The following is a 16,137-nucleotide window of genomic DNA, read 5'->3' as shown; positions in this document are numbered from 1 at the left end:
GCCCGCCTGAAGGCATCGGGACGCCACCCACTGTTACGGAAATGCTGCCGTCGCCTGCCGAGCCGCTGGTGCCTGCCGGACTACCAGCACCCGGGGCCGAGGCACCACCCGAACTGCCACTGGCGCCGGCAGAGCTCGCCTGCGACCCTGATGACGAACTGGATGGCATCGACGGCATGGAAGACGATGACGAAGACGATGGCATTGATGGCATGGACGATGAAGACGACGACGGCATCGATGGCATGGATGGCATGGATGGCATGGATGAAGAGCTACTTGATGACGAAGATGATGACGATGAAGGCATCTGCGGCATACTGGAGGACTGCTGTGACTGTTGCGTGGATTCGCACGCGCTGAGCAGCAGCGCGGAGACGCTCAGGCTTAACAGGATTCGGGTTCGTGGCATATTCATGATCACTGACTCCAACCGCAGATCGCAGTGTTTTGAGTTTACCGTAATAAAGACCGGCTCACGGCATCATTATTGCGCTTCAGAGCTTGTACTTTCAATCTCGTAGGGAAAGCGATAAACGAGATCTTCCACACGCGAGGCACTGCCATCGCGCATGATCGGGCGCATTCTGCTGTCTCTCAGCGCACCAATCAGGCGGCGCTGCATGCCGAAGTCCTCCTTCGGCCAGGAATCAACAATGTCGACATTGATCGCCCGCCCATACTGGTTGATATCAAACTCCATGACCACATACGGCACTCCGGGCGCATCCTCATCAACCGACGCAGTCCCGACCGGAGGGACATCGGCCACAGTGGTCACCGGCTCACGGTAGGGCACGGGGTCCGCGTCGGGCTGCCGCGTGGTTTCAAATCTTGGCAGCATCACAACCCGATCAAAGACCCGGTCCCTGAGCGCTTTGTCTTCGTCCTGCAGTGAAGCCCAGGCGCGTTCATAGACATCAATCGACGCATTGCGTCGCTCAAACAGCAGGTACCAGTCGGCCAGATCCAGAATCGCATTGGTGTGGGCCACCAGCAAATCATCGCGCGCCTCGTCCGTCACACCTGCAGCATCGGCCGCTGCCAGCCGTTGCGCCCGCATTTCAACTATTTGATCAAGCGCGTACTCCCCTTGCAGGAACGGGTTGTTATGGTTCCGGTAACGGCGACCGGTGACCTGATCAACCCAGTTATCATCAACCAGCCGGATATTTGTATGTTGCGCGTGCTGCCGACCCTGAGCGTCAGTGCGTGCCATCAGCCAGGCCAGATAGGCCAGGCGCTCAAGCATGTCCTCGCGCGATTGCTCCGTCAACTCAGCATCCTGATCAATGATTGACAAGGCCACACTGTAAAGGTGATAGGCATCAACCAGCCGGCTGGCAGGCAGTTCGCCCAGACGTTGCCAGAACGCCCGGATGTTCCACTGCGCGTATGCTTCCAGGGCCGGGATAAGCGCCGGGTCATTGTCGTCCAGCGCCCGGCTGTGAACATAAAACAGGTACTGTCGCAGCCCGTCCGCTTCAGCCCACTGATCCAGTGCCAGGTGGCTGTCTATCTGCATTTCGAGCGCACTGACCTGCTCCAGGCTAAACAGGCCGTGATTGACACGGCTGACATGCACGGCCCGCTCCAGCAGGGCTATAGCCTCCGGGTGGTCGCCCGCTTCCTGCACATGCCTGGCCAGACTCAGCACAGATTCGGCAATCTGCGGATGCCAGGTATCACCCCTGCCCTCAAGGGCCTGAATCGACTCGCGCAACGCGGGAATCGCCAGCTCAGCAACCCGCGCCTGATCGGGTCCGGCGGCATCTGCTGCCACCTGTCCTGTGGCCCAGCACAGCGATATCGCCAGAGCAAACGTGGGTAACGGATTTATTGTTATTTTACCCGAAGGTAATTCAGCGATGGATCGGAAACACATGGCGGAATCTCCGGTACTGTCATATGCTGCATTTGTTGTCAGGCGAATTGTTTACGTTACACCAGAATACGCGACAACCGAACAGATACAATAGCCTGATGCACGAATCTGTTTGATAAATTTCCGTCACAAACTGCTGATTTCAGCCAAAAAATCGATATCCAACCGAATGCCGGAACTACCCGAAGTTGAAACCAGCCGTCGTGGCATAGACCCCCATATCTGTGGCCAGCGCATAGCCCGCAGTGTTGTCAGGCAGAGTCAGTTACGCTGGCCCGTGTCACCGCAGATCATTTCGCTGATGCCCGGTCAGACCGTGTTGTCGAGCAGCCGACGCGGCAAGTACATACTTATAGAGACAACAGCAGGGCATATTATTATTCATCTGGGCATGTCCGGCAGTGTCCGCATCCTGGATTCCGGCGCGCCAGCGGGCAAACATGATCACGTTGATATCGTTTTTTCCAACGGTGTCATGCTGCGCTACACCGATCCGCGACGCTTCGGCTGCATGCTGTGGAGCGATGCCATTGAACACCACCCGCTGCTGGTCAGTCTGGGGCCGGAACCCTTGTCAGACGCTTTTGACACACAATATCTGTATCAGCGCAGCCGCAGCCGCAAAACACCCATCAAGAGTTTTATCATGGACAGCCATGTCGTGGTTGGCGTGGGGAACATCTATGCCAACGAGGCGTTGTTCATGGCTGGTATCCGCCCGCTGGCGGACGCAGGGTCGGTATCGCGGATACGGATGGCCCGACTGGTCGTGTGCATCAGGCAGGTGATTGCCCACGCTATTTCCGTGGGTGGTACGACTTTGCGGGACTTTGTCGGAGGCGATGGCAAACCAGGGTACTTCAAACAATCCCTGCTGGTTTATGGCCGCGGTGGCGAACCGTGTAAGCAGTGCGGGGGCGTCCTGCAGGAGGTGCGGTTAAGTGCCCGCAGTACGGTGTTCTGCAAACGCTGTCAGCGCTGATGGCCAGTGATTCGACTACGCGTGAATCACGCCTGTGTTTTTTGTTCCGCCAGGTGCTCACGCATGGCTTCGGCCACCAGGGGGTGCACAAATCGGCTGATATCACCGCCGTAGGATGCAATTTCCCGCACCAGCGTTGAGGAGATATAGGACAGGTGTTCATCCGGCGCCATGAAAATGGTCTCAATGCCCGGATCCAGCGCGCGGTTCATGCCCACCAGCTGGAACTCGTATTCAAAGTCGGCCACGGTGCGCAGACCACGCAGAATCACGCTGGCACCGCGCTGACGGACAAATTCAATAAGCAGGGTTTCGAAGGCAACCACTTCCACATTGTCGACGTGGGCCAGCACTTTTTTGGCCAGTGCCACCCGTTTTTCGGTGGACAGCGATGTGGTCTTCTGTTTGTTGACGCCGATAGCAACAATGACGTTGTCGAACAGGCGCGATGCGCGTTCCACCAGGTCGATATGGCCGTTGGTGATGGGATTGAATGTCCCCGGATAAACCGCTGTTTTCATGCTGGGCAGGTACCTGTAGCGCCAAATGCCGCCTACAGTACACCAGGAAACGGCTTATGTCAGCTCAATAAACCGCAGTATCCGACGCTCCAGCCAGTCATTCTGCCCGTTTGTCGCAAAACCCACGTGGCCACCAAATGGCAGAATTTCCCAGCTCACGTGTGCCGGTGCCTGGTCGCGCGGCGGCAGCGAATGCGGCGGGATAATCGGATCATTGTGACTGTGTACAACCAGGGTGCGGACCGGCACCCCAGCGAGGAACTGACGGCTGCTGCAACGCTGATAATAATCATTGGCACCGGCAAAGCCATGCAATGGCGCGGTGACTGCATCATCAAAATCCCACAGCGTCTGCAGAGCATTGAGTTCACCCAGCTCCCGGATGCGCCGGACCTGGTCATCACGACCCTGCTGTTCGAATGCGCTTTGTTTGTTTTGCAGATCGGTGCGCAAACGGCGCAGAAAGTAACGTCCATACCAATACGCCATGCCGCTTTTCATCTGCGCGCAACACAGATCCAGCGAAAACGGATTGGACACACTGACCGCCGCGCTGAGTGCGTGCCGGAAGCGGGTTTCGGTGAGCCATTTAATCAGCACGTTGGCGCCCAGGGAGTAACCAATCACCACCAGGCGGCGTTGCTGGCGGGACATCAGTGCGGTGATGACCTGCTCGACATCATCCGAACAACCCGAATGATAGGCGATGGCCAGGCGGTTGTGTTCGCCGCTGCAGCCACGCAGGTTCATGGCCACACTGTCGTAGCCGGCCGCATGCAGGGTGTGCTGCATGGCCAGTATATAGGGGGATGCGGAGCAGCCTGCCAGACCATGCAGCAGAAACACCAACGGCTTGTCCCCACCGTCGGCGCTTGGAGAGCCCTCAGCCAGCAGATAGTCCACATCAATAAAATCGCCGTCCCCCAGCTCGATTCGCTGACGCTGGCGAACCAGCAACGGCACGGTCGCCAGCTTGCGCCAGATGGTTTGCAAATGGCCACCGGGCAACCACCAGGGCGCGGACAGCGCTTTCGTTAAGGGCGGCGGCGCGGACGGCAGACCGGTCATGCGCGCCTCTCATACAGGCCATAATAAACAGCGCCGGCACGCAGATTCTTGCGCGCCGTCCAGTTGGCCGGCAACGGCAAGGCCGCCAGATCCTGCCCCGCCTCCAGATAAATCTGCGCACGTGGTTTCAGAATGCCGCTGCTCTCCAGCTGCAGTGCGATGTCTGGCAGAATCTGGTCGGCAAAGGGTGGGTCCAGAAACACCAGCCCGAATTTGCCTGCCAGGCCGGACACCGAATTCGCGGTGTTGGTCGCCAGCCACTGCTCGGCTTTTGCTGTTACCACGCTGGCGTTTTCCGCACCCAGCAGAGCCAGATGCGCCTGAATGCTGGCACTGGCGTCGCGCGATGCGTCCACAAATACCGCTGAGCGTGCGCCGCGGGACAGCGCTTCCAGCCCGCAGGCACCGCTGCCCGCGAACATGTCCAGACAGTTTTCGTCCAGCACCCAGCCCTGCAACCAGTTGAACAGGGTTTCGCGCACACGATCTGCCGTCGGTCGCAGCCCGGGCACATCGGGGAACTGAAGTTTGCGCCCGCGCCACTGGCCGCCGATGATTCTCAGCGTATTGCGTTGTCCGGTTGCGGCTTTGTTGCCTGGTGTTTTTCTGGGCACGTGATGTCGCCTGGTAGGGAAAATGTTTGCGCATTGTAACCTGCTGGCCGCTAAATGTTAGACTAGCGCTTCTCGCTTGGCTGTTGCCAGCGCTCCAGTATTTTGAGTACGTCCCCTATGTTCGGTTTTATCAAGAAACGCAAAGACAAAGATAAAGACAGCGCCAATCCAGCGATCGAAGCGGATACCACGCCAGAGGCCGGGGCGAGCGCTGCCGCGCCGGCTGTTGAGCAAACACCGCAGACTGAAACCCCGGTCAGTCCGGTCGCCCCGCCTCCTGAAGCAAGCCCTCCTGTAGCAGCTCCTTCCGTAGCGGCCCCTCCTGCAGCAAATCCCCCGGCAGCAAACGCCCCGGCGGAAAAGGAGGCCTCAGGCGGCTTTTTCAGTCGCCTGAGGCAGGGCCTGAGCCGAACCCGCGGCAACCTGGCCGAGGGCCTGGGGTCTCTGCTGGGCGGTCGCAAGATCATTGATGCCGAACTGCTCGACGACATCGAGATGCAATTACTCACCGCCGATGTCGGCATCGAGGCCACCGATCAGGTCATTGCGGCGCTCACCGCCAAGGTAAAGCGCAAGCAGCTCAACGACGGTGATGCGCTGATGGCGCAGCTGCAAAGCGAACTGCGCGAGTTGCTGGCGCCATGCACCGCGCCGCTGGACATCCCGCGTGAGACCAGACCCTATGTCATCCTGGTGGTCGGCGTAAATGGTGTTGGCAAGACCACCACCATTGGCAAACTGGCGCGACGCTTTCAACTGGAAAACCGAAAAGTCATGCTGGCGGCCGGTGATACCTTCCGCGCGGCGGCTGTTGAGCAATTGCAGACCTGGGGTGAGCGCAATCAGGTACCGGTGATTGCGCAGGCCTCCGGCTCCGACAGTGCCTCCGTCATCTTTGATGCCTATCAGGCCGCCAAGGCGCGCGGCATCGACGTGCTGATTGCCGACACCGCGGGTCGATTGCACAACAAGGCCAACCTGATGCAGGAGCTGGAGAAAATTGTCCGGGTGTTAAAGAAACAGGACGACCAGCTGCCGCACGAAGTCATGCTGGTGCTTGATGCAACCACCGGGCAGAACGCACTGAGTCAGGCCAAAAGTTTCAACGACTCGGTCAAACTGACCGGTTTGTGCCTGACCAAGCTTGATGGCACGGCAAAGGGCGGCATGGTGTTTGCCATCGCCAACGCCATGAAACTGCCGATCCGTTTTATCGGTATCGGCGAGCAGGCTGAAGACCTGCGTCCCTTCGATGCCGATCAATTTGTCGCCGCGCTGTTCTCAAACGACCCTGAAAAACATGATTCGCTTTGACGATGTCAGCAAGCGCTACCCCGGCGGGCATGAAGCGCTCAAGCAGGTTTCGTTTGAGCTGGAAAAAGGCGAAATGGCCTTCCTTACCGGCCGCTCCGGCGCCGGCAAAAGTACGCTGCTGAAACTGATCATGTTGATTGAGCAACTCAACCAGGGCCAGATACTTGTCGGTGGCCGCAACATCAATCGCCTGCCCCCGCGCCAGGTACCTTATTATCGGCGACGCATCGGCGTGGTTTTTCAGGATCATCAGTTACTGTTCGACCGCAGCGTATTCGACAACGTCATGCTGCCCTTGCAGATTGAAGGCTATGACAAGCACGAAGCCGCACGGCGCGTACGCGCAGCACTCGACAAGGTGGGCCTGCTGGACAAGGAAAAACTCAACCCCATCACCATTTCCGGTGGCGAACAACAGCGTGTGGGTATTGCCCGCGCGGTCGTCAATCGCCCCCAGATACTGTTGGCCGATGAGCCCACTGGTAATCTGGACCCGGAACTGGCCGCAGAGATTATGGTGTTGTTTGAACAGTTCAATCAGGTGGGTGTCTGCATGTTGATTGCCAGCCACGATCTGTCCCTCATTACGCGCCTTAAACATCGCATGCTGACGCTGGACCAGGGGCGCCTGATCAAGGATGAACATCAGCCCAGCAGAGCGGCGGCCACCAACCACACGGGCCAACGGACATGACCCCTGCCGCCAACAGCAGAAGCAGCAACAGTAAAACCACACTGTCTCCTGGCCAGCGATTTAAAGCCTGGGTAGCGCTGCACCGGGAATGCGCCGTTGATGCGCTGCGCCGGCTACAACAACAACCTGCCGGGTCGGCAATGACCCTGGCTGTGATCGCCATCGCCCTGCTGCTGCCGGCCCTGTTATATGTCACCGGTAAAAATCTGAGCCAGTTTGACAACAGCCTGGCGCAGGCAAACAGGGTGACTGTGTACCTGCAGACAGATGTTGATGCCTCTGTTATCGATGAACTGCAACAACAGATGGCAGCACATGACCTGGTCAGCAGCGCGCACTACATTTCACCGGAACAGGCCGCTGCCGATTTCGCCGAATGGTCCGGGCTGGGTGATGTGGTCGACAGTCTGGCCACTAACCCCTTGCCGGCCAGCATCGTGATTCAGGCCAGTGATACGCGCTACGAAACCGCGCAACAGCTGCAGGAAACCTTCGATGACGCACCCGGGGTAGACTTTGTACAAATGGATCAGCTGTGGCTTCAGCGTCTGGACAGTTTCCTGAGCCTGACGCAGCGCGCCGTCATCGCCCTGATCGTGGTGTTGTCGCTGGCTGTGCTGTTTATCACCGGCAACAGCATCCGCACCAGTATTGCCAGCCGCGAGGCGGAAATACGGGTGATGAACCTGATTGGTGCGACCAATGGCTTCATTGCCCGCCCGTTTCTGTATAGCGGCCTGTGGTATGGCCTGCTTGGCGGGGCACTGGCGTGGATTCTGCTGGCGCTGCTGATGCTGGTACTGCGCGGTCCGGCCACCGAACTACTGGCTTATTACGGCAACCAATATCAGCTGCAGGGCCTGGGCACCAGCGCCAGCGCGGTGCTGCTGGGTGGCAGCGCCGTGCTGGGCTGGCTTGGTGCCCGCCTGTCGGTGTCGCGTCACCTCACCAGATTTTAACCCTGACCTCTGGCTCGCGGTACATGCCGTCGCCTTCGGTCACCTCAAACGCCTCGTAAAATTCCGGCATGTTTGACAGGGCCCCACGCACACGATATTGGCCGGGTGCGTGGGGACCGGTGGTCAACTGTTGACGCAAGGCCTCGTCACGGAAGGCGATACGCCAGATCTGGCCCCAGCCCATGAAAAAACGCTGTTCTCCGGTGAAACCCTCAATAACGGGCGACGTTTCACCTTGCAGGCTGCGCTGCCACGCCTGATAGGACACGGTCAGACCACCCAGGTCTGCAATATTCTCCCCTAGCGCCAGCGCTCCCTGAATGTTCATGCCCTCGATAGGCTCGTAGGCATCAAACTGGGACACCATCAAATCCGCCCGTTCGCGGAACTGCTGTTCGTCCTGGTCTGCCCACCAGTCGCGCAGGTTACCGTCCCCATCGGAACGACGCCCCTGATCATCAAAGGCATGGGTGATTTCGTGCCCGATCACCGCACCAATAGCACCGTAGTTGATGGCATCATCGGCTTCAACATTGAAGAAGGGCGGTTGCAGGATGGCCGCCGGGAATACGATTTCATTCATGGTAGGGCTGTAGTAAGCATTCACTGTCTGTGGCGTCATGAACCATTCTTCGCGGTCCACTTCCTGACCCAGCCGCGCCATCATGCGCTCATATTCACACACGTTGGCGCGGCGAATATTGCCCATCAGGTCGTCGGCATCAATTTGCAGACAATCGTAGTCGCGCCACTCGTCAGGATACGCAATCTTGGTGTTCAGTCGCGCCAGTTTGGCCTGTGCCTCCACCTTGGTTTCCGGCGTCATCCACTCCAGCTCATCAATGGCGACTTCAAAAGCGGCCAACAGATTTCGAACCAGAGCGTCCATGCGAACACGCGCTTCGGCCTGAAAGTGCTGCTCAACGTAAAGCTGCCCGACCGCGAAACCCAGCACCGAATCAACGGTATTAACCCCACGCTTTTCCCGGCTGCGCATTTCCGGCTGCCCACTCAGGGTGCGACCGAAGAAGTCGAAGTGCTCGTCGACAAAAGCTGTCGACAGGTAAGGCGCCGACATGCGCAGTACGTGGTAGCGCTGATAATCCTGCCATTGGGCCACGCTGATATCGCGGTAGAAGTCGGCTACGTCCTGCAGGTAGGTAGGCTGACGCACGACCAGTGCGTCGATGCCAGACAGTCCGGCGCTGTCAAGATAACCCAGCCAGTCGAGATCCGGTGCCAACCCCGCCAGTTCCTCCGGCGTCATGCGGTTGTAGGTCGCGGTTCGGTCCCGGTTCTGCACACGTGTCCAGTGCCCCTGGGCGATACGGCGCTCGACGTCCAGCACCCGGTTTGCCGCTGCCGTCGCGTCGTCGCCTTCCAGCAGGCCTGCCAGCTCGAACATGGTGCTTATATGGGCCTGATATTGCCCGAGTATCTCCTGGTATCGGTCACTGTCACTGAGATAGTATTCACGGTCAGGCAGGCCCAGACCGGACTGTCCCACAGCCGTAATGTATTGATCTGACTGGCCCTGATCTTGGCTAATGCTGTAGCCGAATGGCGCCATACGCCTGTGTTCTGCGGCGCCCGCCCAGTATTCCAGCAGTTGCTCATGGCTGCCCAGTGCATCAATCTGCGCCAGGTCTTCGGCCAAAGGCTCGACCCCCAGCGACTCAATGGTATCGGCATCCATGAAGGCGGTGAACATATCGCCGATTTTCTGTGGCAACGTGCCTTCAGCGTTATCACTTGCAGCAGTTTCATTAATAATATCAAGAACATGTTGTTCGGCAGCTTCGCGCAGCTCATCAAAGCTACCCCAGCGTGAGCGATCAGAGGGAATAGGGTTCTGCTCCACCCAGCCGCCATTGACGTACTGGAAGAAGTCGTCCTGCGGGCGCACGCTACGGTCCATGTTGTCCAGGTCGACACCCAGCCCCAACACGGGCTCATCTGCCACCGGCGCTTGAGCGGCCTCCTGCTCTGGCGTATTATTTTGCGGCGAACAGCTGCTCAGCAGTGCAACCAGCGCTGCTGGAGCCAGTAAAGTCAGGGAGAAAGGTGCTGCGCTGGAGAAAAAAATTCGTTTGCGGGCACCATGGCCCTTGAAATCTGCCGGATTGGACATCAGATAATCACTCATGCAAGAAAAAGTGGTAGAATAGGGTCGTTCAGTAGCCTGATCATAAACTCAGGGCATCCACAGATAAAGACCTGTTTGAACATACGAAGGAACATTGTGAGCATAGGAAATATGACAACAGCCAAGAGTTTGCAACTAGTCGGCCCGGCCGTACCGGGTCGCGACCTATCTGCCTATGTGACGTCAGTGAACAGTATCCCCGTCTTGACGGCGGAGCAGGAACTGGAGCTGGCGAACCAGTATTATTACCAGGAAGACCTTGAAGCAGCCCGCCAGCTGGTGCTTGCGCACCTGCGTTTTGTTGTACACATGGCGCGCAGCTACTCCGGTTATGGTCTGTCCCAGGCGGACCTGATCCAGGAAGGCAATGTCGGCCTGATGAAAGCAGTCAAACGCTTCAATCCGGAAATGGGTGTGCGTCTGGTATCGTTTGCCGTGCACTGGATCAAAGCCGAAATGCACGAATTCATTCTGCGTAACTGGCGCATCGTCAAGATTGCCACCACCAAAGCCCAGCGCAAACTGTTCTTCAACCTGCGCAGCGCCAAAAAGAGCCTGGGCTGGCTGAACAACGATGAAGCGCAGGCCGTGGCAGATGATCTGGGCGTCGATGCCACCGTCGTGCGCCAGATGGAAGGCCGCATGAGCTCCTACGATATGGCCTTTGATGCCACAGCAGAAGCAGACGACGACGAAGCCTACAAGTCGCCAGCCTACTACCTGCAGGATGACAGCTCTGACATGGCTGTCGACATCGAAGAAAACCAGTGGGAAGAAGAACAGAATAACCATTTGTACCTGGCCATGAATGAGCTTGATGAGCGCAGCCGTGACATCATCACCAGTCGCTGGCTGTCTGATCAGAAAGCCACGCTGCATGAGCTGGCCGCCAAGTACAATGTGTCAGCGGAGCGTATTCGTCAGCTGGAGAAGAATGCGATGAATAAAGTACGCGGCGCAATGGTCGCCTGACAGGGCGCTGAAAAGCTACCTGCGTTGCCAAGGCGTCGTTGAAAATGGCTTCGGAATGCTCATTTACTGCGTGTAAACTGCGCTTCCTTAGCCATTTTCGCCTCGCCTTGGCGGCCTCGCTAACGCTTTTCAGCACCCTGTTGGGTGCGTTGTATGCTTGTGTGCCCCACAGAAGCCGCTGCTAATGACAGCGGCTTTTTTGTTTTAATCAAACACCTGTCCCAGACACTGCCGGAGTGCCATCATGCCCAGTCTGTTTATTGCCCTTGCTGCCATCAATGGATTTATCGCGGTGGGCCTGGGTGCCTTTGCCGCCCATGGTTTGAAGAACCGGCTGCCGGAAGATTTACTCGCCATCTTCCAGACCGGTGTGCAGTATCAGATGTACCATGCACTGGCCCTGTTCGGTGTCGGACTGCTGGCCATGCAGCTCAGTGATTCGGCTTTGCTGCGCGCCAGCGGCTGGTTATTTGTTGCCGGCATCGTGATTTTCTCCGGCAGCCTTTATATCCTGAGCCTGAGCGGCATTCGCTGGCTGGGCGCGATCACGCCAATCGGCGGTGTGGCGTTTCTGGCCGGCTGGGCGCTGCTTGCCGTTGCCATGCTGGCCGGGCGGACGATGTAGGCACCACCCCCCCAGGCAGTAAGAAGGCAGCAAAAAGGCAATGAGGAAATGGCCATGAAGGTAACCGTAAACGGCGAGGCGCTTGAACTGCCCCGGCAGACCAGCATTCTGGGCCTGCTGGAGAAACTTGACATGACCCGGGGCCGGGTCGCCGTGGAAGTGAACGCGGATATCGTTCCGCGTAGCCTGCACAATCAACAGCTGCTGAACGATGGCGACCGCGTAGAGATAGTCCACGCCATTGGTGGCGGTTGATTCATCGGCGCCACCCGATGCAGATTCACCCTTTCAGACACGGCATTTCAGATACACCCAGGAGATCTACCCGATGGAAAACACCAAACCCAGGCAGGACACGGCTCTGGTACTGGCCGGCAAAACCTACCGGTCCCGGCTGATCATTGGCAGCGGCAAATATGCCGACTTTCAGCAGAACCTGGCGGCCCTGGAAGCCAGTGGCGCCGAGATGATCACCGTTGCCATCCGTCGGGTGAACCTGGGCCAGAACAAAGATGAACCCAGCCTGCTGGACGTGATCTCGCCGGACAAGTATACCTTTCTCCCCAATACCGCCGGCTGTTATACCGCCGCCGATGCCGTGCGCACCTGCCGCATGGCGCGCGAACTGCTTGATGGCCATAAACTGGTCAAACTGGAAGTGCTGGGCGATCAGAAAACGCTGTACCCCAATGTCACTGAAACCCTGGTGGCGGCGGAGCAATTGGTCGCTGATGGTTTTGATGTCATGGTTTACACCAGCGATGACCCGCTGATCGCCAAGCGCCTGGAAGAGATCGGCTGCATTGCCGTGATGCCATTGGGCGCCCCTATTGGCTCTGGCCTGGGTATCCGCAACCCCTACAATATTCGCATGATTCTGGAAAACGCCTCCGTCCCCATTATTGTGGATGCCGGCGTCGGCACGGCATCGGACGCCACCATTGCCATGGAGCTGGGTTGCGACGGTGTGCTGATGAACACCGCCATTGCTGAAGCGGGCGACCCGGTACTGATGGCCTCGGCCATGCAGAAAGCCGTCAGCAGTGGCCGCGAAGCGTGGCTGGCCGGACGTATGCCGCGCAAACTGTATGCCAGCGCATCGTCGCCCATCGACGGGACTTTTTTCTGACATGACAGACGCAAAAACAGATAAACCCGGCACTGAGCATCACCGCCCGCTCCGTAGTTTTGTGATCCGCGCCGGCCGCCAGACTGCGTCGCAAAAAGAAGCGCTGGAAAAGTACTGGACACGCTATGTGATTGATGACGTCGACAGTCCGCTGGACACCGCCAAGCTGTTCGGGCGCCAGGCACCGCTGGTACTGGAAATCGGTTTTGGCATGGGTGACTCGCTGGCGGAAATGGCGGCAGCCAATCCGGACCAGGACTATATCGGCATTGAAGTGCACCGCCCGGGCGTTGGCAAACTGCTGGGACATATTGAACGCCTTGAACTGAGCAATCTGCGTATCTACTGTCATGATGCCGTGGAGATTCTGGCACGCTGTATCGCGGACCATTCCTTGAGTACGGTACAGATTTTTTTCCCGGATCCCTGGCACAAGAAGAAACACAACAAGCGCCGACTGGTGCAGCCCGCATTCATTGCCGACCTGACCCGTAAACTTGTGCCAGGTGGCACCATTCATCTGGCCACCGACTGGCAGCACTATGCCGAACACATGATGGAAGTCATGAGCGCAGCCGGGGCGCTGGAGAATACCGCGGGCACCGGCGCCTATGCAGTCGACACCGGCCGACCGGAAACCAAGTTCGAACGCCGGGGACAACGCCTTGGCCACGGCGTCTGGGATCTGGTGTTCAGATATACCGGACCTGGGCTGTCATGAACACGTAATACTTGCCCGCTAGTCTTACCGGTTTACTTTCCAATAACGTAAGTGAGCTCCGGTATGATCACAGCAAGCTCCTCCCCTGGTAAATTTCCTGCCCTGATTGTTACCGCTTGCCTGCTCATCCTGAGCGCCGGATGTAGCACGCCTGCAGACCCTCAAACCGCCTTCCGCCTGCGCAGTGACTTCGGCGCCGAGCTGAATGCTGACGCAGGCTGGGCCGCCGGTCTTAATGAAAACGCGACCGTGTTTACCGATGAACCCTTCAGACTGCGTTTTGAGGTGGCAGCGAGTGACGCAGCCGTGAACGTTGAACAACGATATCAGCTGCAGTATCAGCGCAACGGTGGTCCCTGGCAGCCCATGCCCGCAGAGAATTTTCCACAACCGGAAAAAGTGCTGGAGCTGGATTTTGCCACCAGTGATCACGCTGATCTGGGCGCTGACTGGCAGTTTTTGACTGGTGCTGCAGCATCGGCCAGCATCGGCAGGGACCAAGACGGTAGCTTCCTGCAAATTGCATCGGGCGCCGTGGGCACCACAGCACTGAGTCGGCACGAAACCTTGTGGGACCCCGTCGAATTCGCCGTGGACATTCGTCTGCCCGACGATGCACCAGGCGGTGCGGGAATCGTTTTTGCGTATGCCGACCCGCAGAACTACAGCCGCGTCGAGCTCAGTACCCGTGGCACTGTCAGTATCGATCGTATCGTTGACGGTGAACTCAACCGCCTGGCAGAGGGCAACACGGAGATTGCGACCGGCTGGGCTGAGTTGAAAGTGGTCCTGCAGGGCTCGCAGGCCACCATTGAGTACAACGATGACGCGCTGGTGCTGACAGCCGATTTTCCCGCTGCCACCTCACTGTCGTTGACTGGCCTTTATGTACCCGCAGACAGCACTGCGGCGTTCGCCAATCTGGTGCTCGAAGGCATGCCGCATTCGCCCCGCATCAGCATCATGGCCAGCGCCGCATTCGATCACGGCGCACCCACCACCGACCTGCTGGCCGGATCAAGCACGAACTTCAGCGGCGGCTCCGGCATCAGTTTTGCGGACACCACGCGTCCGTGGACAGCAGACACTGGACACAGCGAATGGGAATGGCCTCTGGTCATCCGCCGCTACGCCGATGGCGCTGACACGAATGAGACCGGCGATACTTATGGGTTCAGAATGGCCACTGAAGACGGTGAACCTCTGGCATCGGCAGTGCAACCGATGGTGACGGTGGCCGTACCGACACACCACCTGGGCGGGGTATTTGTGGAAACGCCGGCCCGGGTCGGGCCCTTTGAAGCCAGTAACGGCGATCTGTATTTTCTGATGGAACCGGCAGAAACCGACAACATGCTGATGACGGTGAAATCAGCGGACGGCGGTCAAAGCTGGCAGGAGGCCGACGGCGCCAACCGACCGGCAACCGGTGATCTGGAAGGTTTTGCTGCTGCACAATCCGGCGATCGCATTTACATGCTGCATCAAACCTCCGACGACGTCTGGCTGCATGCCTTCGCCACCTCGGACCATGCCACACAGCCTGACACCTGGCTGATACAGGATGAACGTCTGGCCTCACCGGAAGAACCACCCACCCAGGTGGCAGACATCGCGCTTCGTTCTGATGGCAGCATTGTCGGTGTTTACGGTGGCCCGCAGAAAATTCATGTCCGGGTCCGCTCGCCCGAAGGCAACTGGAGCGACGAAACCGTGATAGATGCCGACACGCCTCCGGCTCTGTCCGGACCGTCTGTGGTGACCGGCGCTGATGACGTGGTGCACCTGGCCTACACCGGCGATGACGGCACGGCCTGGTACCGCCGCATTGACTTTGACGACAGCCTGACCCCGCCTGTGCAGCTCAGCAACCAGCTGGGAAGCGACCCGACCGATGTCGCCTCCATTCTGCCACTGGTGTATTTGCCCGCCAGCGACACTGTCAGCATTATCTACCGCGTGAACAGTGGCCATCTGTGGGAACGGCGGGTCACACCCGATGGCGAACTAAACGAAGCAGTCAGGGTGAGTGATCATACTGTGGTCCAGAATGCGGTGGATGCCGACCAGACCGGGGCAGACGCCATTGCCGATGGCGACCGCGTGCAGGTACTGTTCATTGACGAAGAAAGCCGCCATATCTTTCACACCTATGCAGATGCAGAAGGCCGCTGGCAGTCGGCGACCCTGCAGGTAGAGGGTGTCAATGCCCAGTGGGTGCGCGGTGCGCAACTCAAGGGGACTGGCGCAGAACGCGTTTATGGTTACGTTTATGACGCCGGTGCGGACGGTGGTTCAGGCAAGAACCGCTACGGGGAGGTTCCTCTGGCAGATTTGCCTTGAGTCGTACCTGCTGACGGGGGTGACGAACGTTTGATGCCTGCTCTGGCAATGGCGCTATAGCTACGTTATTCTTCGGCGTTATGTATTCGGCCTGACAACAATAAACACTGGGCATTTATCTCCGGTGGACACAGGCTGCATTTGCCCCATCAGGAGTTTTATCA

The 16,137-nt window shown here is 58.3% G+C and carries 16 protein-coding genes; 11 read left to right on the top strand and 5 right to left on the bottom strand.

Annotated features, from left to right (window positions below; all coding sequences use genetic code 11):
* Nucleotides 1-41 precede the first annotated feature (41 nt).
* Nucleotides 42-524 (top strand): hypothetical protein, encoded by a 483-nt coding sequence (locus WD071_RS03075; RefSeq protein WP_368046850.1) that lies wholly within the window; start codon nucleotides 42-44, stop codon nucleotides 522-524.
* Here the strand turns inward: WD071_RS03075 and WD071_RS03070 are convergent.
* A complete protein-coding gene (locus WD071_RS03070; RefSeq protein ID WP_368046848.1) occupies nucleotides 488-1,885 on the bottom strand; it encodes a tetratricopeptide repeat protein in 1,398 nt (465 codons plus the stop codon). The two genes, WD071_RS03075 and WD071_RS03070, sit on opposite strands and share 37 nt — an antisense overlap.
* 169 nt (nucleotides 1,886-2,054) lie before the next feature.
* Between WD071_RS03070 and mutM the strand changes: the two genes are divergently transcribed.
* Nucleotides 2,055-2,867 carry a bifunctional DNA-formamidopyrimidine glycosylase/DNA-(apurinic or apyrimidinic site) lyase gene (gene mutM, locus WD071_RS03065; protein WP_368046894.1) on the top strand — a complete coding sequence of 271 codons (813 nt, stop codon included), beginning with the start codon at nucleotides 2,055-2,057 and terminating at the stop codon, nucleotides 2,865-2,867.
* 26 nt (nucleotides 2,868-2,893) lie between these two features.
* Here the strand turns inward: mutM and coaD are convergent, their stop codons facing one another.
* Genes coaD through rsmD form a run of 3 tightly spaced genes read right to left on the bottom strand, consistent with a single transcriptional unit; the run spans nucleotide 2,894 to nucleotide 5,070 of the window.
* Complete coding sequence (coaD, locus tag WD071_RS03060; RefSeq protein WP_368046847.1) at nucleotides 2,894-3,388, bottom strand: pantetheine-phosphate adenylyltransferase; 495 nt, start codon at nucleotides 3,386-3,388, stop codon at nucleotides 2,894-2,896.
* Between the two features lie 54 nt (nucleotides 3,389-3,442).
* Entirely contained in the window at nucleotides 3,443-4,456 is a 1,014-nt protein-coding gene (locus tag WD071_RS03055) for a YheT family hydrolase (protein ID WP_368046846.1), read from the bottom strand.
* Nucleotides 4,453-5,070 (bottom strand): 16S rRNA (guanine(966)-N(2))-methyltransferase RsmD, encoded by a 618-nt coding sequence (rsmD, locus tag WD071_RS03050; RefSeq protein WP_368046845.1) that lies wholly within the window; start codon nucleotides 5,068-5,070, stop codon nucleotides 4,453-4,455. Before rsmD ends, WD071_RS03055 begins: the two co-directional genes overlap by 4 nt.
* A gap of 102 nt (nucleotides 5,071-5,172) precedes the next feature.
* On the opposite strand from rsmD, the gene ftsY reads away from it, so the two are divergent.
* The 3 genes from ftsY to ftsX are packed head-to-tail and all read left to right on the top strand — an operon-like array spanning nucleotide 5,173 to nucleotide 8,037.
* A complete protein-coding gene (gene ftsY / locus WD071_RS03045; protein WP_368046844.1) occupies nucleotides 5,173-6,384 on the top strand; it encodes a signal recognition particle-docking protein FtsY in 1,212 nt (403 codons plus the stop codon).
* Nucleotides 6,371-7,078: a cell division ATP-binding protein FtsE gene (ftsE, locus tag WD071_RS03040; RefSeq protein WP_368046843.1), complete on the top strand. Its 708-nt coding sequence runs from the start codon at nucleotides 6,371-6,373 to the stop codon at nucleotides 7,076-7,078. Before ftsY ends, ftsE begins: the two co-directional genes overlap by 14 nt.
* Entirely contained in the window at nucleotides 7,075-8,037 is a 963-nt protein-coding gene (ftsX, locus tag WD071_RS03035; protein ID WP_368046842.1) for a permease-like cell division protein FtsX, read from the top strand. Before ftsE ends, ftsX begins: the two co-directional genes overlap by 4 nt.
* On the opposite strand, the gene WD071_RS03030 is transcribed toward ftsX, so the two are convergent.
* Nucleotides 8,024-10,168 carry a M13 family metallopeptidase gene (locus WD071_RS03030; protein ID WP_368046841.1) on the bottom strand — a complete coding sequence of 715 codons (2,145 nt, stop codon included), beginning with the start codon at nucleotides 10,166-10,168 and terminating at the stop codon, nucleotides 8,024-8,026. The two genes, ftsX and WD071_RS03030, sit on opposite strands and share 14 nt — an antisense overlap.
* 126 nt (nucleotides 10,169-10,294) lie before the next feature.
* On the opposite strand from WD071_RS03030, the gene rpoH reads away from it, so the two are divergent.
* From rpoH to WD071_RS03000, 6 genes are all read left to right on the top strand, one after another.
* Nucleotides 10,295-11,155, top strand: coding sequence for an RNA polymerase sigma factor RpoH (gene rpoH, locus WD071_RS03025; RefSeq protein WP_368046840.1), 861 nt, complete (start codon nucleotides 10,295-10,297; stop codon nucleotides 11,153-11,155).
* Between the two features lie 244 nt (nucleotides 11,156-11,399).
* The gene (locus WD071_RS03020) at nucleotides 11,400-11,780 is read left to right on the top strand and encodes a DUF423 domain-containing protein (protein WP_368046838.1); all 381 of its coding nucleotides are present in this window, start codon (nucleotides 11,400-11,402) and stop codon (nucleotides 11,778-11,780) included.
* Between the two features lie 54 nt (nucleotides 11,781-11,834).
* Nucleotides 11,835-12,035, top strand: a complete 201-nt coding sequence (gene thiS / locus WD071_RS03015; protein ID WP_368046837.1) for a sulfur carrier protein ThiS — start codon at nucleotides 11,835-11,837, stop codon at nucleotides 12,033-12,035.
* A 73-nt stretch (nucleotides 12,036-12,108) separates the two neighbouring features.
* The gene (locus tag WD071_RS03010) at nucleotides 12,109-12,909 is read left to right on the top strand and encodes a thiazole synthase (protein WP_368046836.1); all 801 of its coding nucleotides are present in this window, start codon (nucleotides 12,109-12,111) and stop codon (nucleotides 12,907-12,909) included.
* 1 nt (nucleotide 12,910) lies between these two features.
* A complete protein-coding gene (gene trmB / locus WD071_RS03005) occupies nucleotides 12,911-13,630 on the top strand; it encodes a tRNA (guanosine(46)-N7)-methyltransferase TrmB (protein WP_368046835.1) in 720 nt (239 codons plus the stop codon).
* Nucleotides 13,631-13,693: 63 nt separating this feature from the next.
* Nucleotides 13,694-15,973 (top strand): sialidase family protein, encoded by a 2,280-nt coding sequence (locus WD071_RS03000; RefSeq protein WP_368046834.1) that lies wholly within the window; start codon nucleotides 13,694-13,696, stop codon nucleotides 15,971-15,973.
* Nucleotides 15,974-16,137: the final 164 nt, after the last annotated feature.

The organism is Pseudohongiella sp., assembly GCF_040877505.1.
In the GTDB taxonomy this organism is placed as follows: Bacteria; Pseudomonadota; Gammaproteobacteria; order Pseudomonadales; family Pseudohongiellaceae; genus Pseudohongiella.
Note: the sequence above shows the minus strand (reverse complement) of the source record. Positions and strands in the feature narration are given on the sequence as shown.

Bases quoted from the DNA above. Each gene is read 5' to 3' on its own strand.
- WD071_RS03075 (WP_368046850.1), top strand. From the start codon at position 42: ATGCTGCCGTCGCCTGCCGAGCCGCTGGTGCCTGCCGGACTACCAGCA.
- WD071_RS03070 (WP_368046848.1), bottom strand. From the start codon at position 1,885: ATGTGTTTCCGATCCATCGCTGAATTACCTTCGGGTAAAATAACAATA.
- mutM (WP_368046894.1), top strand. From the start codon at position 2,055: ATGCCGGAACTACCCGAAGTTGAAACCAGCCGTCGTGGCATAGACCCC.
- coaD (WP_368046847.1), bottom strand. From the start codon at position 3,388: ATGAAAACAGCGGTTTATCCGGGGACATTCAATCCCATCACCAACGGC.
- WD071_RS03055 (WP_368046846.1), bottom strand. From the start codon at position 4,456: ATGACCGGTCTGCCGTCCGCGCCGCCGCCCTTAACGAAAGCGCTGTCC.
- ftsE (WP_368046843.1), top strand. From the start codon at position 6,371: ATGATTCGCTTTGACGATGTCAGCAAGCGCTACCCCGGCGGGCATGAA.
- ftsX (WP_368046842.1), top strand. From the start codon at position 7,075: ATGACCCCTGCCGCCAACAGCAGAAGCAGCAACAGTAAAACCACACTG.
- WD071_RS03030 (WP_368046841.1), bottom strand. From the start codon at position 10,168: ATGTCCAATCCGGCAGATTTCAAGGGCCATGGTGCCCGCAAACGAATT.
- rpoH (WP_368046840.1), top strand. From the start codon at position 10,295: ATGACAACAGCCAAGAGTTTGCAACTAGTCGGCCCGGCCGTACCGGGT.
- WD071_RS03020 (WP_368046838.1), top strand. From the start codon at position 11,400: ATGCCCAGTCTGTTTATTGCCCTTGCTGCCATCAATGGATTTATCGCG.
- thiS (WP_368046837.1), top strand. From the start codon at position 11,835: ATGAAGGTAACCGTAAACGGCGAGGCGCTTGAACTGCCCCGGCAGACC.
- WD071_RS03010 (WP_368046836.1), top strand. From the start codon at position 12,109: ATGGAAAACACCAAACCCAGGCAGGACACGGCTCTGGTACTGGCCGGC.
- trmB (WP_368046835.1), top strand. From the start codon at position 12,911: ATGACAGACGCAAAAACAGATAAACCCGGCACTGAGCATCACCGCCCG.
- WD071_RS03000 (WP_368046834.1), top strand. From the start codon at position 13,694: ATGATCACAGCAAGCTCCTCCCCTGGTAAATTTCCTGCCCTGATTGTT.